Origin of the sequence: Bacillus cereus group sp. N14 (assembly GCF_016483555.1) — a bacterium.
GTDB classification, from domain to species: Bacteria; Bacillota; Bacilli; order Bacillales; family Bacillaceae_G; genus Bacillus_A; species Bacillus_A wiedmannii.
Genome location: NZ_JAEHBQ010000001.1, coordinates 506,725 through 527,804 on the forward strand (window position 1 = coordinate 506,725; position 21,080 = coordinate 527,804).

Consider the following 21,080-nt stretch of genomic DNA (forward strand, 5'->3'; position numbering starts at 1 on the left):
TTCGATTTGTAAAAACTAATAATCCGCGAGGGAATCCCTCGCGGATTATTAGTTTTTATTTTGTTGGTGGATCAAATTTCACACCTACATCTTTTGATCCGCCTTCACTTCTTACAAGCTGTATAATTTTATTCGCTTCTTTTTGTGAATGCTTTGCTGCTTTCACAGTTACTTTAATGTCAGTTCCATCAGCTCTTACAAGGGCATCTTTATATCCTCCTTGAGACTTAATCACTGTCTCAAGTAATTCTTGCTTCGTTTCCATTGTAGTAATTGCATCAAAATTATCTTTCGCTTTACTCTTTTCTGTTGCTGAAGATTTTGCTGAATTCATCACTTCTTGTAATCTTGATTTTTGTTCACTTAGCTGATCTTCCATTTGCATACGTAACGCTGTGAAATTTTCATCACTGGATTGAACTGTTACGTTAGCATCTTTTTTACTTGTTTCTTTTTGAGCACTCTCTTTTTTGTTCGTTTCTTTGTTTGTTTCTTTATTTGATGTTTCCTTGCTTGTATTTTCTTTTTTTGGCGTTTCTTTAGGTGCTTCATTTGTTACTGCTTTATCAGTACCTTGTTTTTCTTGTCCAATCTTTTCACCTGTTGCCGGCGATGCTGTATTCATTTTGTCAGGAGTTGTTACGTAATAAACAGATAGTACAACAACTAAACTTAACATCGTTAATAGCCAAACCGTTTGTTTTTTTAACACTTTATTTCCTCCCTATCAATTTTTCGGTGATACTGAAACACGATGAGCTGGTACATCTAGCAGCCGTATGACAGCTTCTTTTACCATCGCTTTAACTTGTATATTATCCACTCCTTTTGCTACGACAAGAACACCTCGTACTTTCGGTTTCTCTGTTCGTAAAACAACGGGAGTTTCTTTATCACCTTCACGTATAATGACTGTCTTTTCATCAAGGGACTCATCTTCTACTTCCCTCTTACCACCTGTCTTATCTGTTTCACCTGTTGTTTGTGAACGTTTCACTGTGTTTTTTTCTAATATTTTTTCCTCAGATGAATCTAAATTTACTTTAATCGTTACATTTTTTACTCCCGCTATTTCTTCTAAGGCTGCTTTTAATTCTTGTTCATACGCTTTTTCATACTTTTCTACATTTGACATACTATCATTATTTTTTTGTCCAAAAGTTGGTACGTCTTTTTCTTGGTTTTGCGTTTTTTGTTCTTTAAATACAGGTACTTCTTCTTTTTCACTTGAAAAAAGACTACTAGAAAACATAAGCAAAATCCCAAGAATGAGTAGGACAAGTAAAAACTTAGGTGTTATCTTTTTTCCCTTCTCATTGCTTTCTTTTTCATCCCCATTCAATAAGTTTCGAAAAAATGAGAACTTCGAATTTTTATCTTTATTGTCCATTTACTCTACCTGTCCTCCCTTCCATTTGAACTTGGATTTGTTTATTCTCTAGTTGCCACCTGCTTGAAAAGAAATCTTTCATTTCTACATTCGTTTCTTCTACTTTTTTCGGAGGTTCCTTCGTGTTAATTTCAACTGGTTTTACTGTTTCGATTGCATCATTTTTACTACGTTCTTTTTCTTTCAACGTCACAACAACAGTTTGAATATCTTTTGCTGACTTTACTTCCGCTGTACTTTCCGCTGCGACTATTTGTATTTCAGAGACTGTCATACCATACTTTTTCTCGAATTCTTTTCCTACTTCTTTTTTCATTTTGGTAGCCATCTCTTCTAAACTATATGCACGTGTTAGAGCTTGTATTTCTTTTTTCTTCGAATCTATTGAATTTTTTACAGATCCTTCTGCTACGTACTTCTCTTCATTAAAATTTGCGATTACTTCATTCACATCTGTTTGCAGTAGTTTAAAAAGGGGCGTTAAGATTAAAACAACTAATAATAGACTTACAACGAATTTAACGTACTTTTGCAAATTTGAATTTGGAAGAATAAGATGAAGCATTGTCGCTAAGAGTAAAAAAACGATAATGTTTCTAATCCACTCTGTAACAAATTGCATACCCTTCACCTCCTACCGCATCATAAGTGTAATGTTCCCCGCAGCGATAATAATTGTGATACTTAAAAAGAACATAAATGATACGATAGCTAAGCAAGCAAATACATAAATGATGCTTCGCCCAATAATATCTAAACATTGAATAATTGCTCCGCTGCCAACTGGCTGTAATACTGCTGCTGCGAATTTATAAATAAACGCAATACAAAAAATTTGAATCGCTGGAAAAGCAACAATTAAGCATAGAATGACGAGCCCGATAATTCCGACTGTGTTTTTTAATAATCCCGATGCACTAATAACAGTATCCGCCGCCTCTGTAAACATTCTTCCTACTACGGGAATAAAGTTCCCTGTTACAAATTTAGCAGTTTTCACAGCGATTCCATCAGCAACAGCTGTCGCTGTTCCTTGTACAGATAATACCCCTAAAAAAATCGTTAAAAAAATACCGATAATCCCAACGCTAACGTTTTGCAGAAGCTTGGACAATTTCGTAACTTTATATTGATCACTCATCGTACTTACAATACTTAATATCGTTGCAAGTAATAAAAGTGGTAGAACGATATAATTCATCAAAAGCCCGCTCGTGTTCATTAAAAAGATAATAATTGGATGAAAAAACGATACAGATACAACACCACCTCCAGTTGCTATAAGTGCAAGCAAGATTGGCAATAGCGCTAATATGAAATCTACCATTGTTTGTATCGTTTCTCTTGCATATGTCATGACGACATAAAAACTATTTAAAGCGAAAATAATAAGTACCATATATACAACAGCATCGGCAATTTTACTTACACTGCTCTTTGAAAATGCAGATTGCAGTGATTGCAACAATGCACTAAAAATTGTAAGCATAATGAGCGTTCCAAGTAGCTTCCCATTTGCAACAAGCTCGTGAAATAAATACTTTAATAAACCTAGCATCCACTCTTTTATAGAAATTTCTTTTTCTCCCTTTACAAACTCCATAAAACTACCTTTTTGACTCTCTGGTAAATAACCTCCATATTTTGTAACAAGCCCGTCCCAAAATTGCTTCACATCTTCAATTCCGAGCTTATCCAATTGTTGATCAACGACGTTTGTTTCTACAGGAGAAGCTTGTACAACAACCGGTAAAGAAAAGAAAAGGAAGCAAGCAAATAGCAGCTTAGCTCCAAACCCCCTCAACATTCACTCCCCCTTATCCCGTCGGTAAAAATCCGAGAATAGTTTCAATGACAACCGTCAAAATGGGAATCGCCATTACTAAAATTAAGATTTTTCCAGCTAATTCAATTTTTGAAGCGATTGCACCCTGCCCTGCATCTTTTGTAATTTGTGCTCCAAACTCAGCAATATAAGCAATCCCAATAATTTTTAGCAACGTTTCTACATATACGTTGCTAACTTTCGCTTCACTCGCTACTCTCTCAATCATTTGTAAAATAGAGTGAATTTGATCAATTAAAATAAGAAACATCACGCTACCTACGAACACAATAAATAACGACGTAATGCTAGATTTATGCTGATTTAATACAGCCGCTAAAAACGTAGCAACGAGGCCTAATCCGACAATTTGTATAATTTCGATTCGAACCGCCTCCTTTACTGGAAGAGAAAGACACTCTTAATCTTGTCGAATAGCGTATTAATTAAAAATGCCACATGAAATAAAATAACGACAAAACCGACAAGGATAACCCAATTTGCAATATCCTCTCGCTTTAATTCTTTTAGTACGGTATGAATAAAAGCTAAAACAATGCCGATTCCGGCGATTTGAAATATTAATCCAACATCAATGGACATCGCCTTTCTCCCTCCTATAGTAGTAAAATTACGATAAGTAGCCCCGCTAGTACCCCTAAGCTCTTGATCATTTTTTCGTATTGCAGTTGTAATGCTTTCGCTTCTTCTTCTTCTCTCTCTAAATGTGTAATGCATAAGCGAATATGTTTTTGTTGTGATTCACGATCATGTTGTCCGAGCGTTTCACCAAATTGCTGCAAAATTTCGTACTCAGTTTGTTGAAATGCTGTTAGCTTCCAATTTTCTTTCAAACTATCTATCCAAGCTTCTCTTACTGTTTGTTCTCCGCCTTCTAGCCTTCTAGCGAAACTTTGAAATATCCAATTTAACGGCTTAGGCATTTGTTTCACTAATCGCTCGGCAGCTTCAGACAAAGGTGTGTGCCCATACATAATTTCTGCCTCTAATGATTGAAGTGCCGCTTTTAATAATCTAAGTTGCCTTGGTCTCTCACTGTATCTTTTAGCGTATGAAAATCCGAAAAAGGTGCTGACCGCAACGATTAACACTGCACCAAATATTTTCACCATACGCTTTGCGCCTTTCTATGAGGTAATACCGATTTTCCATATTTATCTTTTACTTGCATAACTGTTCCTGGCCCTCTTGCTTTTGATAGCTCCACAAACCTATCAAATATACCGAGCTCCAGCACCGCTTTTAGTGATGGACGTTTCACAACATCATCATAAGAAAATCCATGTGCACTTATAAAAAGCTGAACCCCAGCATGCACCGCCTCCATAATTGCTTCACTATCTTCTTTACGCCCAATTTCATCTACAATCAAAATATCTGGACTCATAGAACGAATCATCATCATCATTCCTTCAGCTTTTGGACATGCGTCTAACACATCTACTCGTGTGCCGAAGTCATATTGCGGAATACCTTTCACACAACCTGCAATTTCTGACCGCTCATCAACAATCCCCACTTTACAAGAAGGAATTTTCGAAGCACTTACACCTTGACTCATACAACGTGCTACATCTCTTAAAAGTGTTGTTTTCCCCGTTTGCGGTGGGCCAATTACCATCGTGTTTAACCATCGTGATTCATACAAATACGGCAAAAGTGGTTCAGCAATTCCTATTTTTTGACGAGCGATACGAATATTAAAGGAAGAGACATCTCGAATCATTTTCACTGCGCTTTTTTCTGTAATGACTTTTCCAGCTAAGCCGATTCTATGTCCTCCTCGAAGTGTCACATACCCACGTTTTAATTCCTCTTCCATCGTATAAATTGAGAATTGACTTAACTTATTCAATAAGTAAACGGCATCCTCTGCTGTAACGATATAGTCATAAAAAAACACTTCGCCATGAGCAATACACTCTAGCGGTCTTCCAATTCGAACACGAATTTCCTCTAGAGCATCATATTGCTTACAACTTTCCACTAGCCGCTTCATCGTTTTCGGTAAAACTTCTAATACTTCTTTCATCAGCTTCTCCCCACTATACTCGACTTACTATTTCAACAACGCGATAAAAATGCAGCCAATTCCAAGCGCTAGAAAAAAGAGTTTCAAGAAAGAAATCTCACTTGCCACACTCGCTATGCCTATTGTCATTGTTAAAATTAATACGGTCGGTCCAACAAACGCCAACATACCATTTATAAACAATGCTTTCTTCGCATCATTCACATAAAGCATAAGCAAAGCGGCGAATATTTCCGCGCTACCTGAAAACAACCGAAGTAACCCCATTACAAGCACGGATGTTTCCATTGCCGCTAGCCACTGTTTCATTCTCCCACCTTCTCCCATAACGGTTACTAATGCTATATGCTGAAAAAGAATATATTTGTACAACCATATGCAAGGGTTGTCTATTTCAGAAGTAAAAACATAATATTTCTCTATCTTCTATACGTAGTCCGAATATTCGTATTGTTCAATGGGATATTATGGTATATTCAGTAGTGATGGAGAGTATAGACGATGCAGCATGAGAGATAGAACTAAAGTCATCTCGTGTACTACATATCGTATCGCGCCATTTTTAAAAAATTGACTATATGTGCAAAATGAGGGGGGGGAAAGTATGAAGGTATTGAAAATTAGTTTAACAATTGTAATAGAATTAGCTCTTATTTATCTTTTTTCAAAATTGGTCGGTTGGTCATTTATGGAGACCTTTTTCCTTGGAAGTTTAGCGATATTTGCAATTATGTGGTTAATTATTATGAATACTCATAGAAACAACATTACGGATCACGCAATCAGTAAAACACTGACTGGCGTTGAGACTGGCGAAATAAAACCATTTCAAATTGTTTTCACTCCATATATGGCGGGTACTCTTTCACTTGTTTTAGTTAGTTTTATTATCACTACTATTTACTATCTACCCTATTTCCTATAAAAAAAAGCACTCGTGATGATCACGAGTGCTTTTCTACTATGCACGAGAAACGTATTTACCTTCACCAGTGTTGATGATAAGCATTTCGCCTTCGTTAATGAAGATTGGTACTTGTACAACAAGACCAGTTTCTAATGTAGCTGGTTTTGTTACGTTAGAAGCCGTATCGCCTTTAATACCAGGCTCTGTTTCTGACACTTTTAATTCAACTGTGTTCGGAAGTTCAACACCAAGTACTTCATCTTGGTATGTCATAATAGATACTTCCATGTTTTCTTTTAGGAATTTAAGTTCGCGCTCGATTTGGTTTTCACCAAGTTCGATTTGCTCGTAAGTTCCGTTATCCATAAATACGTGAGACTCACCGCTCGCGTATAAGTATTGCATACGACGGTTTTCGATGTGTGCTTTTTCTACTTTTTCACCTGCACGGAATGTTTTCTCTTGAACAGATCCTGTGCGAAGGTTACGTAGTTTAGAGCGAACGAATGCGGCACCTTTACCTGGCTTTACGTGTTGGAAATCCATTACTTGCCAAAGGGCATTGTCCACTGAAATTGTTAAACCTGTACGAAAATCGTTTACTGAAATCATGTAAAAAAATCCTCCTGTATATTACAAAATAATAAGTTCTTTTGGTGATTTCGTAATTACTTCATTACCTTCACTTGTTACAATGATATCATCTTCAATACGTACGCCGCCAATACCTGGAATATAAATACCTGGTTCTACTGTTACAGCCATTCCTGGTTCAAGTACTGTATCAGAACGGAACGCTAAACCTGGTGCTTCATGGATTTCAAGACCAATTCCATGACCAGTAGAGTGTCCAAAGTATTCACCATATCCTTTTTCCGTTATGTAATCGCGCGTTAACGCATCCGCTTCACGGCCTGTTAAACCAGCTTTAATACCGTTCACACCACGTAATTGTGCTTCTAAAACGATATTATAAATTTCTTTCAATTTATCAGATGGTTCACCAACTGCAATCGTACGAGTAATATCAGAACAATATCCTTTGTAATAAGCGCCGAAGTCTAATGTAACGAAATCTCCTGTTTCTATCACTTTTTCAGATGCCACGCCGTGCGGTAATGCCGAACGAAGACCTGAAGCAACGATAATATCAAACGAAGAAGATGTTGCTCCTTGTTTTCTCATGAAAAATTCAAGTTCATTTGACACTTCAATTTCAGATACTCCCGGGCGAATGAATGATAGAATATGTTCAAAGGCAGCATCTGCAATCTGTGCAGCTTCCTTTAATATCTTAATCTCTGAATCAGTCTTTATCAAGCGTAACTTTTCTACAAGCCCAGAAGTTGGGATAAATTCAGCATCGATTACTTCTTTATGCGCTGAATAAGAACTATATGTAAGAGTATCTTGCTCAAAGCCAAGCTTTTGAATTCCCAGTTCCTTCACTTGCTTTGCAACTTCATCAATGATTAATCCTGCATGCTGTACAATCTCGTATCCAACCGCTTGTTTACTAGCCTGCTCTACATAACGGAAATCTGTAATAAATTGAGCACGATTTTTCGAAATCAGTACAACACCAGCTGTTCCTGTGAAGTTAGCCATATATCTACGACTATGTTCATTTGTTAACAAAATACCGTCAATACCAGCCTCATCAAATGCACTTCTTACTCTTTCGATTTTCTCCATTACTTTATGCCTCCCTCAATTTCTCCATTAATGCAAATAACGCTAACTTATAGCCATAAAAACCAAATCCAACAATTTGTCCCGCACAAACAGCTGCCGTCACAGATTCATGACGGAACGACTCACGCTGATGAATGTTAGAAATATGTACTTCAATAACAGGAATCGAAATGCTCGCAATTGCATCTCGAATCGCATAGCTATAATGCGTAAATGCTCCAGGATTTAAAATGATCCCTTCATATATATCTTCCGCCTCATGAATACGATCGATAATCGCACCTTCATGATTCGATTGGAAACATTCTAACTCCACTCCCATTGTTTCTGCTTCTTGCTTCATATCTGCTTCAAGTGTCGCTAGCGTGCCCTTTCCATATACATTTACCTCCCTGACACCGAGGCGATTTAGGTTAGGACCGTTTACGAGGAGTACCTTTTTCATATGTTTAAAACTCCTTAATATTAAATATCTATATAACATTTTAACATAGGAGTCACTTATTTGAATAGTTTGTCTTCTCTTCCCCTTCTCGCTCAGCTTTATTCGTATTTACTGCGTAGGAAACAGAGTATGCTATAAACACACCATACAATATAAAAATACATACCGTCGTCACAATTGTTTCTTTCGGTAAATGGAGTGCACTTTTAATGGCAGGCGCTATTAATCCCATTCCGAAAAATAGTAACGCCCACCAAAATAGCCCATAAATCATCCCTGGAATAATTCCTTCAAACTTTGCCAAAAACGCTTTATACAAAAAGGCAATTAAAATCGAAAGTAGTCCCATACAAACAATTCCTGACACATTGCCCCATACCCCTTCTTTCCAGCTTCCAAAGGCAAATGGTAAAAGTAAATAGTTCGGTCCTGCTTCCGTAAATGAAAATATATGAAGGAAATACCATATCCCTCCCCAAAAGATTCCACCAAATAAACCAATTTGTACAAAATTCCTTGTTCCTAATTGTTCTTGACTCACATCGACACCTCCGCTCAATAGTATGCCCGAAACTATTTTGAACCATGTTTAAATACTGCGAAATTTGTCTATAAAAAGAATAAGAAATGTCCGACTCTCGTAACATTTTTCCTTGTCATATACTTGTATTTGTCGATAAAATAAAGGAAACTCGGTGATTGTCTTATTTCAAAATGACAGAACCCAGTATGACAATTGCCTCTTTTTCTACATAAGAGAGAAACAAATACAGGTTGGTGTTAACATGGCAGAAGAGTCAAAACAAATATATGGCGGGCAAGCAGTCATAGAAGGAGTTATGTTTGGCGGTAGAGAATATACTGTTACAGCGGTTCGTCGTAAAGATAAATCGATTGAATTTTATCGATTACCACGCGTTCGTAATAAAGCATTATCTATCCTGAAAAAAATTCCATTTTTACGAGGGATTGCCGCTATTGTGGATGCAAGTGCGAATGGAGCAAAACATTTAAACTTTGCTTCAGAACGATTTGATGTCCACCCAGAAGAAGACGAACAAATTGCAAATAACAAAGAAGAACAATCGAAATTAACGATGGTATTAGGAGTTGCAGCAGTTGGCGTTTTATCTTTCATATTCGGTAAAGTCATTTTCACAGCAGTTCCTGCACTACTAGCTGAATTAACGAGACCAATTTTCCCTTCTCATACAGGGCAAATCATTGTCGAAAGTGTCATTAAGCTCATGCTATTATTGAGCTATATATACTTTATTTCTTTAACCCCACTTATTAAGCGGGTATTTCAGTACCATGGTGCGGAGCATAAAGTAATTAATGCCTATGAGAATAATCTTCCAATGACTGTAGAAAATGTGCAAAAACAAACTCGCCTTCATTATCGCTGCGGCAGTAGCTTTATTATATTTACAGTCATTATTGGAATGTTTGTTTATTTCCTTGTCCCTACAGATCCACTTTGGGCCAGAGTCGTAAACCGAATTTTATTAATCCCAGTCGTTCTCGGCATTTCTTTTGAAGTGTTACAATTTACAAATCGATTACGCGATATTCCAGTATTACGCATACTTGGATATCCCGGATTATGGCTGCAACTATTAACAACGAAAGAACCAACAGATGATCAAGTGGAAGTAGCCATTGCATCGTTTGAAGAATTATTACGTTTAGAAAACAAACAATAATTATTTAAAATTGGTGTTCAACTCCTTTCCTCATCGTTAATATACTAATTTTAATATATGTTTTTAGGAGGTGTCCCTTATGAACGGTCGTTCGTTTACATTCGCTATAGTTATGCTTATTATCGGATTAGCAATATTCGGCCTTGTTTCATCTGTCATTACAAATCCAATGGGTGTATTAAGAAATATCGGGTACATGTTACTTGTTGTCGGTATCTTTTATTTGCTATACAAGATGTTTACAAATTCTAGTGGTTCTGCAAATTCGCAAAGCTCTTATAAGCGTGCAGCGAAACAATCGAACCGCAAACATGGGAAACAAAATGTAGCACCCCTAAGCAATTCTTTCTTGAAATCAAACGCTTCTAATGACAAAGGTAAGAAAGGCGCTCCTTCCACTTTGAAGCGAAAGAGAAAACAATCCCATTTAACTGTCATTGAAGGCAAAAAAAACAAAAAGAAAGACCGTGCTTCCTTTTAGGAAATACGGTCTTTTTTTATATTTTGTAGTACTTCTTTCAAACTTTTAACTTTCATACTTTCAATTCGAAGATGATGATTTTCAAATGGTAAATTCCGTGTCACATCATTAGGTACAACAACGCACTTTAATCCTGCTGCAATCGCTGCTTTTAATCCGTTTAACGAGTCTTCAAATACAACAGCTTCAGACGGATCAATCCCTAAATCTTCTATCGCAATTCGATAAAGTGCTGGATCCGGTTTTACCTTCTCAACATCCTCCCTTGTTTTAATGACTTCAAAATAATCTCGAATTTGTAGCTCTTCCAAAAAAGAAGTAACCCATTCTCTAGATGAACTGGAAGCTAATGCGATTTTCAATCCCATTTCTTTCGCATCCTCTAAATATTCTTTTACCCCGTCACGAGCTTCTGGTATTTTCATTTTCTCTTTATGTAAAGTTTTCACTTTTTCTTTTAATGCATCCTTGTTAAACTTCTCTTTTAATTGCTCATTTAAATATGCATATAGTACATCATCTGTCGTTCCAATACATTTTGCAAATTCCTCTAAAGGTAACTCCCCACCGTACTCACGAACGGCGTCTCTGAAAGAGTGGAACCATATTGTTTCTGTATCCACAATTAATCCATCAAAATCAAAAATAATTGCTTTCATAATTTCCCCATCCTTTTCGGTTGAAATAAAAAAGGAAACGACATACGTTCCCCCTTAATTACTTTTCTCTTCATTTGCTTTTTGAACGCCACGAAGTGTTTCCACTCGAATCTCATCTTGTTCAAAATATTGCACTAGATCACCAATGCGGTCAATTGCTTCCCAACTTAAATGATGTTCAATTCCTTCTACATCATTGTAAATTTTACTTTCATCCAAACCGATAATACGCATAAATTGCTCTAGCAAGTCATGACGGTATACGAGACGCTCTCCGATTTTTTTACCTTTTGATGTTAATACAAGCCCTCTATATTTTTCATAAATTAGATATTCATCTTTGTCTAATTTTTGCACCATTTTTGTTACAGAGGATGGATGTACACTCAGCGCTTCAGCAATATCAGATACGCGGGCATAACCCTTTTCATCAATCAACAAATAAATTTGTTCAATATAATCTTCCATACTAGGGGTAGGCATCGGTTTCCTCCATCCAATTTCATTTTGCTCATTCCGTACGAAGCAATCAATAAAATGATACACCAGAAAGAATAACGTGACAAGTTGAAAACAAGCCTAAATATTTAAAAGAAAAAAGAACTTGCATTCCAATACAAGTTCTTTTCATGTAAAATATTGAATTTCTGCGTTAGGAAAAAAGTGATGAATATATCCTCTAATCGTTTCTTCCAATACTTCTGCATCATCTTTTTTATATACGTATTTCCCGATGCCATATCGTCCCCATTTATATTTGCGCTTCTCTTCATCCATTTCAAGCTTCGTATTCGGATAACGCTCTTGAATGACTTTTTTTGCTGGTTTTGTAAAGCGATGTTGAATTAATTCAAATGTTAAATTCGGTATCGACAAATCTTTTAGCGCATTGTACAGTCGCTCAAATAGTTCACGGTATCCTTCTTCCCATCCTTCATGCATATAAAGTGGCGCAACTATAAACCCAAGTGGATAACCCGCACCTGCTACTTTACGAGCTGCTTCAATTCGTTCTTCAAAAGGTGATGTCCCCGGCTCAAAATTTTTGATTACATACCGTGAATTAATACTAAATCGAAAACGAGTTTTCCCATTATGTTTTGCATCTAATAAATGATCAACGTGCGAATATTTCGTAACGAAACGTAAACGCCCATGCTCACTTTCTCCAATGAATTCAATCGCCCGCTTTAATGCATGTGTTAAATGATCAATTCCAACAATATCTGATGTACAAGCCGCTTCAAACCTTGTTATTTCTGGTGCTCTTTCATACATATACTGCTTTGCCTTCTCAAATATTTCATCAAGATTGACATACACGCGAACGTAAGGCTTACTCCCAAGTGTCGTTTGCAAATAGCAATAATGACAATGTCCCATACACCCCGTTGCGAGCGGGATTGCATATTCAGCTGACGGTTTTGACGTATCAAACTTTAATGTTTTCCTCACCCCAACGACAAGTGTTGCCTTTGCATTACGATACTTTTGCAAGTCATTTTCACCTGGCAAATTTCTAATTTGATTATGGGATGTCGTTTCACGAATTTCTAATCCCATCTTCGTAAACTTCTCATACAGCTCTTTTCCAAGCGGATATTCGAGTGCCTTCGGTTCAAAGTAAACGAGTTTTGGCATAAATGGTTTCATATACTTCCCTCCTCTCGTTAGTATGGGAAACGATGAAAAATTAACACTCATTAAAGTTTTCCACTTCAGTAACTTGCGTTGCAAGTTACTGAATGTTATAATTTGGATAACAGCTACCTTGCAACGCAAGTTACCTGAGTGAAAGGTGGTGAAATCATGCACAGCCAAATGTTAAAAGGTGTGCTCGAAGGTTGCATCCTATACATCATTTCACAAGAAGAAGTGTACGGATATGAACTGAGTACAAAATTAAATAAACAAGGATTTACATTCGTAAGCGAAGGAAGCATATATCCGTTATTGTTACGTATGCAAAAAGAAAAATTGATTGAAGGAACATTAAAAGCCTCCTCACTCGGTCCAAAGCGAAAATATTATCACGTAACCGCTAAAGGATTAGAACAACTTGAAGAATTTAAACAAAGCTGGGGAATGGTTTCAACTACGGTGAACAATTTATTACAAGGGGAGTGATAGGGATGAATGCACAAGACATGATTGAATTGAATAATAAAAAACGTGAGCTTCTAACTTCCGAAAATGAAACTGCTTATGGCGATATGCTAGTATATCTTCGATTATCTAATGTACCCGAACATCAAGTAGAAGAACTTTTATTAGAAATATTAGACCACCTTATCGAAGCACAAGCAGAAAATAAAAATGCTTATGACATTTTTGGAAATGATTTACGCTCTTATTGCGATGAGCTTATATCAGCTTTGCCTGTCCAAACAAAATTAGAAAAAACTTCTTTAATCGGTTTTGTTATTAGCTTACTTCTTGCTATACAGTTTGGAATGGATGCCCTTGCTTCTCTTTTCATTTTCCTGTTTGAAAAAGATACCGATATAATAAGCCCACCTTTTAGCATCCCTGGAACTACTTTGTCTGTTTCACTAATTGTACTAGGAGTACTACTTATTTTATATTTATTAAAGCGTTACTCCTTTGATCAAAAAATAAATTGGAAAAGACGAATTCTATTCGGGCTCGCTTTTGCTACTCCATTTTGTTCAGCTATATTCGTAAATATTTATTTTAGAAAACAACCTTACCTCATTTATCATCTAACCTTTTGGCAAAACGCCTTAATCGCTATCTTATTTTTTGTTTTATATAAATTACTATACAAAAAATCAAATTTTTAACAGCCTTTCAAAAGGCTGTTTTTCTTCTGTCTAATTTTACAAATTGAAAAATTTCATAAAGAAAATAAGAAAAATGCAAAATAATTAAAGTTAATTGTTGACGTGATGCTTTTATTATCGGTATCATAAATCTTCGTGAGCAATTATTTTTCGTTATACGATTTTTTTATTATTACTGAATTTTTGAGAGGAGAAATTAAATGTCAGTTAAGAAGAAAACGCAAGTACGCACCGGCAAAATGGTACGTGAACTAATGTTAGCAGACGAAGATGTAAATGCTTCGCTAATTATGGTATATAGTGAAAACGGTGTAAACGCAGAAATTAAAATCGAGGGCTTAACGCCGAAATGTAACGAAGAATTATTTTTGAGCGGAAACGTGGATTGGAACAAGAGTGTTATTTATAAAATTGTTGATTTCACTGGGAACGCTGAAGTTGGTAAAGTTACATTAACAGCGATGAACAAAAATAATGTTTCTCTAGAAGTTGAACGCGTTATGTGGAGCAAAGAAAATAAAGAAGCTGCTGAGCAAGAAGAAACTGTTGTAGAAGCTACTCCGAAAAAAGAAGTAGTTGTAGAAGCTCCAAAAGCAGTTACACCTGCTCCAAAACCTGTTACGCGAGTAGAAACACCTGCAGCATCTAAACCTACTCCGGTACCGACACCGAAGCCAGTAAGTGTAGAAGCAGCCGTGGAACTATCTACTCCAGCACCTGTGAAAAAAGCAGCACCAACTCCAGTTACAAAGCAAGAGACAGCACCGGTCGCTCCTGCAAAACCGAAGCAACCTGCTTTGACTGAAACAAATACAAAACTACAAGAAAATTATGTTAAACTTGTGAAAAAGACAATTGAAGTTTGTCAAGATTACGAGCTTGGCATCGACATAGATGATTCTATTGAAAGCTTAAAAAAAGAACTACAAAGCCAAGGTATTAGCGTTACATTTGACAAAGAAATTATGGACGTTGTAAATCGCCTTCGTTCTTTACAAGATAAAGGAATCAAAGTAGAAAAAGTACTTAATTTACTATAAAAAAAATAAGAGGTGGCAATTGCCACCTCTTATTTTTTATAATTCCATTCCTTACTCTCATACTTCTCTTTTGCTAATGTTTGGACTTCATGTAACTGTTCTTCTGTTAATTCATACGGAACAAGCTCTACATCTAATCCTTTTTCAAACCCAACCTCAAACGCTTTAATTAACTGCTCGATTGTAAACGTGCGGTCTGTTAATTCATTAATGGCTACCGCTTTAGAAGAGAACATACTCTTCATACGCTCTTTTACACGTTCACTCGGGAATAAAAACAAATCGTATAATTCATCTAAATCTATTTCTAACGGAATCGAGCCGTGCTGTAAAATCACACCTTTTTGACGTGTTTGAGCACTACCTGCGATTTTTCTTCCTTCTACTACAATTTCATACCAAGATGGTGCATCAAAGCATACGCCTGAACGTGGATTTTTTAAATTTTCACGGTCTGCTTCTGTTTTTGGAACTGCATAATACGCTTCTAATCCTAATGCCTTAAAACCGTCTAATAAACCTTGCGAAATAATACGATACGCTTCTGTAACTGTTTTTGGCATATTTGGATGATCTTCAGACACAATAACACTGTACGTTAATTCTTTATCATGTAGTACACCCCTGCCGCCTGTTTGACGACGAACGAATCCATATTTCTTTTCGTTAACTACATCCATGTTAATATCTTTTTCAACACGCTGGAAATACCCAACTGTTAATGTTGGTACTTCCCATTCATAAAAACGAATGGTTGGTGGCATTTTCTTTTCACTTTGCCAATTTAATAAACATTCATCTAACGCCATATTAAATGCCGGTGAACATTGACCAGAGTTAATATAACACCATTTTTCTTTTCCCATCCTGCACCTCATATAACCAATTATTTTTCACATTCTCTAGTCTACCAAATTCGACAAAATTTGTGAAAGAATACGAAATTTCTTCTTATATGCAAATGAATCTGTTGCATAAATACATACGGGCATTATAATATTGAAAGTAGGATAAGAAAAAAGGGAGCGATAGAACCGTGTCAACAACTTGGATTATTTTATTAGCCGTAATCGTAGCGTTCATCGGCTACACTGTATGGATGTATTTCTATCAGAGAAAATTAATTAAAACACTTTCAGAAGAAGAGTTTCGCGCTGGCTACCGCAAAGCACAGCTTATCGATATTCGCGAAGCAGACGAATATACTGCAGGACATATTTTAGGCGCACGTAACATTCCATTATCACAAATTCGCCTTCGTCATAAAGAACTTCGCAAAGATCAACCAGTTTACTTATACTGCCAAAGCGGATTTCGTACTGGTCGTGCAGCTCAATACTTAAAGAAACAAGGCTACAAAGATTTCTACCAGTTACAAGGTGGATTTAAAACGTGGACTGGAAAAATTAAAAAGAAATAATAACATACAAAAACTAGCTGAATCATTCAGCTAGTTTTTTCATTCCATATTATTCGCAATGTATAATAAATTTTGCTTAATCACATATTTATCATTCTCTTGCACATTACGATACAGCAGCTGATATTCAAGTCCTTTCTCTTTCCAAATAAGCGTAGCGAATTCATCTCCTCGCCCAGAGTCATCCTTATTTTTAAAATAAGCGAATGCTCCACTATTCAATTTCATTTGTTCTTGAAATCGCTTCTCTTCCACGAGATCCGGAAAACTATAAGGAAAGTTCGCAACATTTAACTCAATATACTCATTTCTACCTGGCTCCCGCTGTTTATATTTAATCATTAAGACAGCGTTCTTTTTCCCAATCGCTCTAACTTCCCCCTTCACATCACTCGTAATGTCATACGGTAAAAACGCCGGAACTTTAAATTTCACTGGAAAATATTTCGGAAGCTCCTTTAGCGGAATAGGATCCGTAACACGATCCATCGCTCCCCCTGTTGTTCCCACAAATTTTTTTTCTTCTTGCATCGTTTGCTGAAACGAACATGAACTTAGCACTAGACTAGAAAACACGAAACAAATGATTCTTTTTTTCAATTTGTTTCCGCCCTTTCTTCATACCGCTCTCTTTATGAATAACACGTTAATGCCCGATTGGTGGAGCTAATAATCCGCGGGACATGCCCGACTGATTAAAGTTTCACTTTGTATGCTATTCATATTCGCCTCATTTACAAACTCCCCCTTTGAAAACTTTCCACGTTATTCTCACACATTTTGACAAAAATTCTTTTATAGACGCAAAAAAGACCCCCATCATTCTCACGCTCAACTAAAAAGGTTACGCGAATAACAGAAGTCATGTTTATAACATAGTTTGTGAAAAGCTTTTCAGGTCAAGATTTTTTCATTCTTATTATTTTCCCTTTATAATAAAGGAAAGAGGTGATACATATGGCCAATATAAAACAAATTGCAAAAACCGCTGGTGTATCCATATCAACTGTTTCCCGCGTCCTTAATAATCACCCTTACGTAAAAGAAGAAAAACGTAAGCGTGTTCTAGATGCTGTTGAAGAATTGAACTATGCAAAAAATATAAATGCTATTCATTTAATAAAGGGAAAAACATATACAATCGGGGTTATGCTCCCTTTCATTAATCTTCCATACTTCAGTACAATTATTGAAGGAATCGGAAACGAAGCGTTAGCAGCTGGATATCACATTAATTTATGTCAAACAAATTACGATAGCCTCGAAGAGATTCGTGTTCTTGAAATGATGAAAATGAAACAATTCGACGGAATGATTATTTGCTCTCGAACGAGTTCTTGGGAACAAATTGAACCTTTCGCAAAATTTGCCCCTATTATTTCATGTGAAAAGATAAAGCATCCCCTCATTTCATCCGTCTACGTAGATCACTATGAAGGCTTCCGTCTCGGCACTGCCTATTTACTCAGTAAAGGCCATGAAAAAATCGGAATCTGTTTAGCAAGAAAAACGAGTGCAAATTCTATAGAGCGCGAAAAAGCATTTGCTGATACGCTGCATAACGAAGGTAAAACGGTACATCCAGATTGGATTTTTCATCAATGCTATACGATGCAGGATGGTGCAAAAATACTTCATCGCATTTTAAACATGCAAAATCGCCCAACCGCTATTTTTACAGCGAACGATCAAGTTGCAGCTGGTTTATTAACAGAGGCGCGAAAATATGGCATTCGAGTCCCTGAAGAACTTGCTATCCTTGGATTTGATAATCATGAAATTTCAAAGGCGTTAGAAATTTCCACAATTGAACACCCCGGTCTCGCAATGGGCTCACATGCTTTTTCTTTATTCCATAAACAAATCCAAAGCGAGCAAATTGCTGGGAAGGTAGAAGAGCTTTCATTCCATTTAATTGGGCGAGATACTGTCTAAAAAAAGAGCGTTACCTGTAGCGCTCTTTTTCAGCTCTTCACCTATTGACTTTATATTTTCCATCTCATATAATAAACCTAACGAACGGTAGGTAGGGGATGAAAATGACAGCAAACCGCATTAAAGCTGTAGCACTTTCTCATTTCGCACGCTACGGCTACGAAGGAACTTCATTAGCAAATATTGCTCAAGAAGTTGGGATTAAAAAACCATCGATTTACGCACACTTTAAAGGAAAAGAAGAGCTATATTTTATATGCTTAGAATCCGCTCTTCAAAAAGATTTACAAAGCTTCACAGACGATATCAAAAATTTTTCAAATTCGTCTACTGAAGAATCGCTCTTACAGTTACTAAAGGGCTATGCAAAACGATTTGGTGAAAGCGAAGAATCAATGTTTTGGTTACGAACTTCTTATTTTCCGCCCGATGCATTTCGCGAACAAATTATCGAAAAAGCGAATACACACATTGAGAACGTCGGAAAACTTTTATTCCCTATATTTAAACGGGCAAACGAGCAAAGTGAACTGCATAACATTGAAGTAGAAGACGCTCTAGAAGCTTTTCTATGCTTACTAGATGGACTTATGGTTGAACTACTATTCGCAGGTTTAAATCGCTTTGAGACTCGTTTAAACGCCTCTTGGCAAGTATTTTGGCGAGGCCTTTCAAACTGACGGATTGCTCCTTTGCAATGCGTCGTTTTTAAGCCCTTTACCTAACGACTGGTAGGAAGGAGAAATGACATATGGCATGGATTTATGTAATCATAGCTGGTATTATTGAAATCTTTTGGGTTATTGGACTTAAAAAAGCAGAGGCACCACTTGAATGGGCTGGTGTTGCGTTATTAATTACAATTAGTTTCGTCTTATTATTTAGAGCTTATAAAGATTTACCTGTCGGTACTGTATACGCAGTCTTTACAGGAATTGGAGCTGGCGGGATCGTTCTTACAGAAATTTTCGTCTTTGGAGAACCTTTCTCTATTGTAAAAGTTTTATTAATCGGTTTAATCTTCTTCGGAGTAATTGGGCTAAAACGAGTAACAGAAGAAAAAGAAGCGAAGGAGGCCGCATAAAATGGCTTGGTTATTTTTAATTCTAGCTGGTATTTGTGAAATTATTGGTGTACTCTTTATGAAAGTAGCCACTGAAAAGAAAGGCTGGGCACCAAAAGTTATTTTAATCGCTAACTTCGGCGTAAGTTTCTTCTTCTTATCCCTTGCGATGAACACGTTACCGATGGGAACTGCTTACGCGATTTGGACTGGAATCGGAACTGCGGGAAGTGCACTTCTAGGTATTCTTATTTTCCGCGAATCAGCGGATTGGCGTCGTCTTGCCTTCTTAAGTTGCATTCTATGCGGCGCTGTTGGCTTAAAACTATTAAGCTAACGTGAGGTGACTGTCATGTGGAAAGAAAAAGGAAAACAAATGTTAGCATGGATTACACTCGGGATCGTCATTCTATTGCAAATCAGTTTTCATATAATAGAATGGTTGTTTCATAGAGTCGTATCCATTCTTACATTTCTTCCTAACATGGCACTTGAAATTGCATCTATTGTTTGGTCAGTTATTGCCTCCATTGCAATCGTCATTATATGGAGTATCGCCAAACTATGGAATAAATTATTTAAAAAGGACAGTACTTCTGAAAAAGAGTAACTGTCCTTTTTTATATTCATTCAGACTTTCTGTAGAAGTTTGATGTGATAAGACAAAGAAGACCAACTATGACAATGCTTATACCAATCCCTTTATGCAAATTAGGAAATGGCGATGGTATATCTGCATAAACATTTGCTAATATGAGACCGATTGAAAATAAAAATATCCCTATTCTATATAACCATTTTCTTTTGTTCATCATTCTCCCTCCTAACATTTTTCATACACTCCTTTCCTTTGGACATACTACCTAAAAAAGGAGTGAATACTATGCAAAATTCTATACATAAGCAGATCCTATTTTTATTTTTCCTCTTTCTCATTCTCGTTATCATTTTCAGCTTTATATTACATACTCCGAAAGATGTTGTACCGAATAGCCTCTCTGTTTATAAACTCTTACTTTCCTATTGTCGTTATTGAAGAAGGTGCCTTATATAAGGCACCTTTTAAAATTCTCTCTTCTCATACAATTTCACTGAAACGAAGATAGATACTATGAACATGCATATTGAACTAACGAATAACATGCTGTTATATAATTGAATTTGTTCCATGCTGATTTCAAAGAACATGGTACCAATTGCTGTCGGTGCTATTAGTATGAAAAGCGTAATAAAAGAAGCTTTTTTATACCCAAACCAAAACAATATCGGTAATACAATGCTTAAATATATAAAAACAAAGCCAGAAATCGTAATTACTGTTGTCGTTATAAATTCAAAAGTTCCATCTTCAAATCGATTGATTACTACAGGACTAGACACTATCATACTTATAATAAAAATAATAAGTGCCATTATGTATTTAGCTAACACAATTTGCTTTTTCGCTAGCGGTAAACTATTTACTATTACTTCACTATTATATTTTTTATCGTCATTGAATGTTTTTAAAATTGCTATTACTGGAATTATAGCTGACATAATTATGTAAAAACTTTTAATATCTATTAATGTCATATACAAGAGAAGAGGATAGATTAAGTGCCATATTAAATATTTCCATTGCATGATAAAGTCTTTTATTATAAGTTGCTTCACA

32 protein-coding genes are annotated in these 21,080 nt (G+C 36.3%); 12 read left to right on the top strand and 20 right to left on the bottom strand.

Going from position 1 to position 21,080, the window contains the following annotated elements:
• Window positions 1-55 precede the first annotated feature (55 nt).
• Genes JDS82_RS02615 through JDS82_RS02655 form a run of 9 tightly spaced genes read right to left on the bottom strand, consistent with a single transcriptional unit; the run spans window position 56 to window position 5,577 of the window.
• A complete protein-coding gene (locus JDS82_RS02615) occupies window positions 56-712 on the bottom strand; it encodes a SpoIIIAH-like family protein (RefSeq protein ID WP_000914707.1) in 657 nt (218 codons plus the stop codon).
• Window positions 713-727: 15 nt separating this feature from the next.
• On the bottom strand, window positions 728-1,390 hold the full coding sequence (gene spoIIIAG, locus JDS82_RS02620; protein ID WP_060488304.1) for a stage III sporulation protein AG: 663 nt from the start codon (window positions 1,388-1,390) through the stop codon (window positions 728-730).
• The gene (gene spoIIIAF / locus JDS82_RS02625; protein WP_001161039.1) at window positions 1,380-2,012 is read right to left on the bottom strand and encodes a stage III sporulation protein AF; all 633 of its coding nucleotides are present in this window, start codon (window positions 2,010-2,012) and stop codon (window positions 1,380-1,382) included. Before spoIIIAF ends, spoIIIAG begins: the two co-directional genes overlap by 11 nt.
• 12 nt (window positions 2,013-2,024) lie before the next feature.
• Window positions 2,025-3,197 carry a stage III sporulation protein AE gene (gene spoIIIAE / locus JDS82_RS02630; protein ID WP_000943696.1) on the bottom strand — a complete coding sequence of 391 codons (1,173 nt, stop codon included), beginning with the start codon at window positions 3,195-3,197 and terminating at the stop codon, window positions 2,025-2,027.
• A gap of 10 nt (window positions 3,198-3,207) precedes the next feature.
• Window positions 3,208-3,591: a stage III sporulation protein AD gene (gene spoIIIAD, locus JDS82_RS02635; RefSeq protein ID WP_077393170.1), complete on the bottom strand. Its 384-nt coding sequence runs from the start codon at window positions 3,589-3,591 to the stop codon at window positions 3,208-3,210.
• Window positions 3,592-3,614: 23 nt separating this feature from the next.
• A complete protein-coding gene (spoIIIAC, locus tag JDS82_RS02640) occupies window positions 3,615-3,818 on the bottom strand; it encodes a stage III sporulation protein AC (RefSeq protein ID WP_000020914.1) in 204 nt (67 codons plus the stop codon).
• Between the two features lie 14 nt (window positions 3,819-3,832).
• Window positions 3,833-4,348 (bottom strand): stage III sporulation protein SpoIIIAB, encoded by a 516-nt coding sequence (spoIIIAB, locus tag JDS82_RS02645; protein ID WP_000238693.1) that lies wholly within the window; start codon window positions 4,346-4,348, stop codon window positions 3,833-3,835.
• Window positions 4,342-5,268, bottom strand: coding sequence for a stage III sporulation protein AA (gene spoIIIAA, locus JDS82_RS02650; protein ID WP_199712594.1), 927 nt, complete (start codon window positions 5,266-5,268; stop codon window positions 4,342-4,344). Before spoIIIAA ends, spoIIIAB begins: the two co-directional genes overlap by 7 nt.
• Window positions 5,269-5,295: 27 nt before the next feature.
• Window positions 5,296-5,577 carry a YqhV family protein gene (locus JDS82_RS02655; protein WP_000816054.1) on the bottom strand — a complete coding sequence of 94 codons (282 nt, stop codon included), beginning with the start codon at window positions 5,575-5,577 and terminating at the stop codon, window positions 5,296-5,298.
• Window positions 5,578-5,872: 295 nt separating this feature from the next.
• Between JDS82_RS02655 and JDS82_RS02660 the strand changes: the two genes are divergently transcribed.
• Window positions 5,873-6,193: a hypothetical protein gene (locus JDS82_RS02660; protein ID WP_064470276.1), complete on the top strand. Its 321-nt coding sequence runs from the start codon at window positions 5,873-5,875 to the stop codon at window positions 6,191-6,193.
• A 36-nt stretch (window positions 6,194-6,229) separates the two neighbouring features.
• Here JDS82_RS02660 and efp read toward each other — a convergent pair whose 3' ends face one another.
• The 4 genes from efp to JDS82_RS02680 are packed head-to-tail and all read right to left on the bottom strand — an operon-like array spanning window position 6,230 to window position 8,856.
• Window positions 6,230-6,787 carry an elongation factor P gene (gene efp / locus JDS82_RS02665; RefSeq protein ID WP_000626521.1) on the bottom strand — a complete coding sequence of 186 codons (558 nt, stop codon included), beginning with the start codon at window positions 6,785-6,787 and terminating at the stop codon, window positions 6,230-6,232.
• A 21-nt stretch (window positions 6,788-6,808) separates the two neighbouring features.
• Window positions 6,809-7,870 (bottom strand): Xaa-Pro dipeptidase, encoded by a 1,062-nt coding sequence (pepQ, locus tag JDS82_RS02670; RefSeq protein WP_048562330.1) that lies wholly within the window; start codon window positions 7,868-7,870, stop codon window positions 6,809-6,811.
• A gap of 4 nt (window positions 7,871-7,874) precedes the next feature.
• Window positions 7,875-8,315 carry a type II 3-dehydroquinate dehydratase gene (gene aroQ / locus JDS82_RS02675; protein ID WP_000757087.1) on the bottom strand — a complete coding sequence of 147 codons (441 nt, stop codon included), beginning with the start codon at window positions 8,313-8,315 and terminating at the stop codon, window positions 7,875-7,877.
• A 52-nt stretch (window positions 8,316-8,367) separates the two neighbouring features.
• On the bottom strand, window positions 8,368-8,856 hold the full coding sequence (locus tag JDS82_RS02680) for a YqhR family membrane protein (protein ID WP_000076891.1): 489 nt from the start codon (window positions 8,854-8,856) through the stop codon (window positions 8,368-8,370).
• A gap of 244 nt (window positions 8,857-9,100) precedes the next feature.
• Here JDS82_RS02680 and JDS82_RS02685 point away from each other — a divergent pair, with 244 nt between their 5' ends.
• Window positions 9,101-10,021 carry a DUF1385 domain-containing protein gene (locus JDS82_RS02685; protein WP_000807116.1) on the top strand — a complete coding sequence of 307 codons (921 nt, stop codon included), beginning with the start codon at window positions 9,101-9,103 and terminating at the stop codon, window positions 10,019-10,021.
• Between the two features lie 79 nt (window positions 10,022-10,100).
• Complete coding sequence (locus JDS82_RS02690) at window positions 10,101-10,502, top strand: SA1362 family protein (protein WP_001014467.1); 402 nt, start codon at window positions 10,101-10,103, stop codon at window positions 10,500-10,502.
• On the opposite strand, the gene JDS82_RS02695 is transcribed toward JDS82_RS02690, so the two are convergent.
• The 3 genes from JDS82_RS02695 to splB all read right to left on the bottom strand — a co-directional run bounded on the left by JDS82_RS02695 (window position 10,499) and on the right by splB (window position 12,814).
• Window positions 10,499-11,161 carry an HAD family hydrolase gene (locus JDS82_RS02695; protein WP_199712596.1) on the bottom strand — a complete coding sequence of 221 codons (663 nt, stop codon included), beginning with the start codon at window positions 11,159-11,161 and terminating at the stop codon, window positions 10,499-10,501. The two genes, JDS82_RS02690 and JDS82_RS02695, sit on opposite strands and share 4 nt — an antisense overlap.
• 54 nt (window positions 11,162-11,215) lie before the next feature.
• Complete coding sequence (gene mntR, locus JDS82_RS02700; protein WP_001143070.1) at window positions 11,216-11,644, bottom strand: transcriptional regulator MntR; 429 nt, start codon at window positions 11,642-11,644, stop codon at window positions 11,216-11,218.
• 144 nt (window positions 11,645-11,788) lie between these two features.
• Complete coding sequence (gene splB / locus JDS82_RS02705) at window positions 11,789-12,814, bottom strand: spore photoproduct lyase (RefSeq protein ID WP_000802113.1); 1,026 nt, start codon at window positions 12,812-12,814, stop codon at window positions 11,789-11,791.
• Between the two features lie 156 nt (window positions 12,815-12,970).
• On the opposite strand from splB, the gene JDS82_RS02710 reads away from it, so the two are divergent.
• From JDS82_RS02710 to JDS82_RS02720, 3 genes are all read left to right on the top strand, one after another.
• Window positions 12,971-13,288, top strand: a complete 318-nt coding sequence (locus tag JDS82_RS02710) for a PadR family transcriptional regulator (RefSeq protein WP_000556089.1) — start codon at window positions 12,971-12,973, stop codon at window positions 13,286-13,288.
• A 5-nt stretch (window positions 13,289-13,293) separates the two neighbouring features.
• The gene (locus JDS82_RS02715; protein WP_048565705.1) at window positions 13,294-13,965 is read left to right on the top strand and encodes a DUF1129 domain-containing protein; all 672 of its coding nucleotides are present in this window, start codon (window positions 13,294-13,296) and stop codon (window positions 13,963-13,965) included.
• Window positions 13,966-14,165: 200 nt separating this feature from the next.
• Window positions 14,166-15,005 (top strand): hypothetical protein, encoded by an 840-nt coding sequence (locus JDS82_RS02720; protein ID WP_000111931.1) that lies wholly within the window; start codon window positions 14,166-14,168, stop codon window positions 15,003-15,005.
• Between the two features lie 29 nt (window positions 15,006-15,034).
• On the opposite strand, the gene JDS82_RS02725 is transcribed toward JDS82_RS02720, so the two are convergent.
• On the bottom strand, window positions 15,035-15,871 hold the full coding sequence (locus JDS82_RS02725; RefSeq protein ID WP_000514072.1) for a lipoate--protein ligase family protein: 837 nt from the start codon (window positions 15,869-15,871) through the stop codon (window positions 15,035-15,037).
• 170 nt (window positions 15,872-16,041) lie between these two features.
• Between JDS82_RS02725 and JDS82_RS02730 the strand changes: the two genes are divergently transcribed.
• Window positions 16,042-16,425, top strand: a complete 384-nt coding sequence (locus tag JDS82_RS02730) for a rhodanese-like domain-containing protein (protein WP_000108656.1) — start codon at window positions 16,042-16,044, stop codon at window positions 16,423-16,425.
• A 39-nt stretch (window positions 16,426-16,464) separates the two neighbouring features.
• Here JDS82_RS02730 and JDS82_RS02735 read toward each other — a convergent pair whose 3' ends face one another.
• Window positions 16,465-17,001 carry a DNA polymerase III subunit delta gene (locus tag JDS82_RS02735; RefSeq protein ID WP_199712659.1) on the bottom strand — a complete coding sequence of 179 codons (537 nt, stop codon included), beginning with the start codon at window positions 16,999-17,001 and terminating at the stop codon, window positions 16,465-16,467.
• A gap of 381 nt (window positions 17,002-17,382) precedes the next feature.
• Here JDS82_RS02735 and JDS82_RS02740 point away from each other — a divergent pair, with 381 nt between their 5' ends.
• The 5 genes from JDS82_RS02740 to JDS82_RS02760 all read left to right on the top strand — a co-directional run bounded on the left by JDS82_RS02740 (window position 17,383) and on the right by JDS82_RS02760 (window position 20,033).
• Window positions 17,383-18,360 (top strand): LacI family DNA-binding transcriptional regulator, encoded by a 978-nt coding sequence (locus JDS82_RS02740; RefSeq protein WP_199712598.1) that lies wholly within the window; start codon window positions 17,383-17,385, stop codon window positions 18,358-18,360.
• A 98-nt stretch (window positions 18,361-18,458) separates the two neighbouring features.
• Window positions 18,459-19,040, top strand: a complete 582-nt coding sequence (locus JDS82_RS02745; RefSeq protein WP_002096317.1) for a TetR/AcrR family transcriptional regulator — start codon at window positions 18,459-18,461, stop codon at window positions 19,038-19,040.
• 71 nt (window positions 19,041-19,111) lie between these two features.
• Window positions 19,112-19,444 carry a DMT family transporter gene (locus tag JDS82_RS02750; protein ID WP_000312344.1) on the top strand — a complete coding sequence of 111 codons (333 nt, stop codon included), beginning with the start codon at window positions 19,112-19,114 and terminating at the stop codon, window positions 19,442-19,444.
• Between the two features lies 1 nt (window position 19,445).
• A complete protein-coding gene (locus JDS82_RS02755; RefSeq protein WP_046956356.1) occupies window positions 19,446-19,760 on the top strand; it encodes a DMT family transporter in 315 nt (104 codons plus the stop codon).
• A gap of 15 nt (window positions 19,761-19,775) precedes the next feature.
• Complete coding sequence (locus JDS82_RS02760; protein ID WP_076540163.1) at window positions 19,776-20,033, top strand: DUF3975 family protein; 258 nt, start codon at window positions 19,776-19,778, stop codon at window positions 20,031-20,033.
• A gap of 16 nt (window positions 20,034-20,049) precedes the next feature.
• Here the strand turns inward: JDS82_RS02760 and JDS82_RS02765 are convergent, their stop codons facing one another.
• Together JDS82_RS02765 and JDS82_RS02770 are read right to left on the bottom strand one after the other, a co-directional pair.
• Window positions 20,050-20,238, bottom strand: coding sequence for a hypothetical protein (locus JDS82_RS02765; protein WP_199712600.1), 189 nt, complete (start codon window positions 20,236-20,238; stop codon window positions 20,050-20,052).
• A 247-nt stretch (window positions 20,239-20,485) separates the two neighbouring features.
• Window positions 20,486-21,079 (bottom strand): ABC-2 transporter permease, encoded by a 594-nt coding sequence (locus JDS82_RS02770; protein ID WP_088059640.1) that lies wholly within the window; start codon window positions 21,077-21,079, stop codon window positions 20,486-20,488.
• Window position 21,080: the final 1 nt, after the last annotated feature.

What these genes read in the sequence shown, in the direction of transcription:
- JDS82_RS02760 (WP_076540163.1), top strand. Translation starts at nt 19,776, where the DNA reads ATGTGGAAAGAAAAAGGAAAACAAATGTTAGCATGGATTACACTCGGG.
- spoIIIAG (WP_060488304.1), bottom strand. Translation starts at nt 1,390, where the DNA reads ATGGACAATAAAGATAAAAATTCGAAGTTCTCATTTTTTCGAAACTTA.
- splB (WP_000802113.1), bottom strand. Translation starts at nt 12,814, where the DNA reads ATGAAACCATTTATGCCAAAACTCGTTTACTTTGAACCGAAGGCACTC.
- JDS82_RS02745 (WP_002096317.1), top strand. Translation starts at nt 18,459, where the DNA reads ATGAAAATGACAGCAAACCGCATTAAAGCTGTAGCACTTTCTCATTTC.
- spoIIIAE (WP_000943696.1), bottom strand. Translation starts at nt 3,197, where the DNA reads ATGTTGAGGGGGTTTGGAGCTAAGCTGCTATTTGCTTGCTTCCTTTTC.
- JDS82_RS02715 (WP_048565705.1), top strand. Translation starts at nt 13,294, where the DNA reads ATGAATGCACAAGACATGATTGAATTGAATAATAAAAAACGTGAGCTT.
- spoIIIAF (WP_001161039.1), bottom strand. Translation starts at nt 2,012, where the DNA reads ATGCAATTTGTTACAGAGTGGATTAGAAACATTATCGTTTTTTTACTC.
- JDS82_RS02695 (WP_199712596.1), bottom strand. Translation starts at nt 11,161, where the DNA reads ATGAAAGCAATTATTTTTGATTTTGATGGATTAATTGTGGATACAGAA.
- JDS82_RS02660 (WP_064470276.1), top strand. Translation starts at nt 5,873, where the DNA reads ATGAAGGTATTGAAAATTAGTTTAACAATTGTAATAGAATTAGCTCTT.
- JDS82_RS02755 (WP_046956356.1), top strand. Translation starts at nt 19,446, where the DNA reads ATGGCTTGGTTATTTTTAATTCTAGCTGGTATTTGTGAAATTATTGGT.
- pepQ (WP_048562330.1), bottom strand. Translation starts at nt 7,870, where the DNA reads ATGGAGAAAATCGAAAGAGTAAGAAGTGCATTTGATGAGGCTGGTATT.
- spoIIIAC (WP_000020914.1), bottom strand. Translation starts at nt 3,818, where the DNA reads ATGTCCATTGATGTTGGATTAATATTTCAAATCGCCGGAATCGGCATT.
- JDS82_RS02685 (WP_000807116.1), top strand. Translation starts at nt 9,101, where the DNA reads ATGGCAGAAGAGTCAAAACAAATATATGGCGGGCAAGCAGTCATAGAA.
- JDS82_RS02725 (WP_000514072.1), bottom strand. Translation starts at nt 15,871, where the DNA reads ATGGGAAAAGAAAAATGGTGTTATATTAACTCTGGTCAATGTTCACCG.
- spoIIIAB (WP_000238693.1), bottom strand. Translation starts at nt 4,348, where the DNA reads ATGGTGAAAATATTTGGTGCAGTGTTAATCGTTGCGGTCAGCACCTTT.
- JDS82_RS02740 (WP_199712598.1), top strand. Translation starts at nt 17,383, where the DNA reads ATGGCCAATATAAAACAAATTGCAAAAACCGCTGGTGTATCCATATCA.
- mntR (WP_001143070.1), bottom strand. Translation starts at nt 11,644, where the DNA reads ATGCCTACCCCTAGTATGGAAGATTATATTGAACAAATTTATTTGTTG.
- spoIIIAA (WP_199712594.1), bottom strand. Translation starts at nt 5,268, where the DNA reads ATGAAAGAAGTATTAGAAGTTTTACCGAAAACGATGAAGCGGCTAGTG.
- JDS82_RS02710 (WP_000556089.1), top strand. Translation starts at nt 12,971, where the DNA reads ATGCACAGCCAAATGTTAAAAGGTGTGCTCGAAGGTTGCATCCTATAC.
- JDS82_RS02690 (WP_001014467.1), top strand. Translation starts at nt 10,101, where the DNA reads ATGAACGGTCGTTCGTTTACATTCGCTATAGTTATGCTTATTATCGGA.
- aroQ (WP_000757087.1), bottom strand. Translation starts at nt 8,315, where the DNA reads ATGAAAAAGGTACTCCTCGTAAACGGTCCTAACCTAAATCGCCTCGGT.
- JDS82_RS02720 (WP_000111931.1), top strand. Translation starts at nt 14,166, where the DNA reads ATGTCAGTTAAGAAGAAAACGCAAGTACGCACCGGCAAAATGGTACGT.
- efp (WP_000626521.1), bottom strand. Translation starts at nt 6,787, where the DNA reads ATGATTTCAGTAAACGATTTTCGTACAGGTTTAACAATTTCAGTGGAC.
- JDS82_RS02765 (WP_199712600.1), bottom strand. Translation starts at nt 20,238, where the DNA reads ATGATGAACAAAAGAAAATGGTTATATAGAATAGGGATATTTTTATTT.
- JDS82_RS02655 (WP_000816054.1), bottom strand. Translation starts at nt 5,577, where the DNA reads ATGAAACAGTGGCTAGCGGCAATGGAAACATCCGTGCTTGTAATGGGG.
- JDS82_RS02750 (WP_000312344.1), top strand. Translation starts at nt 19,112, where the DNA reads ATGGCATGGATTTATGTAATCATAGCTGGTATTATTGAAATCTTTTGG.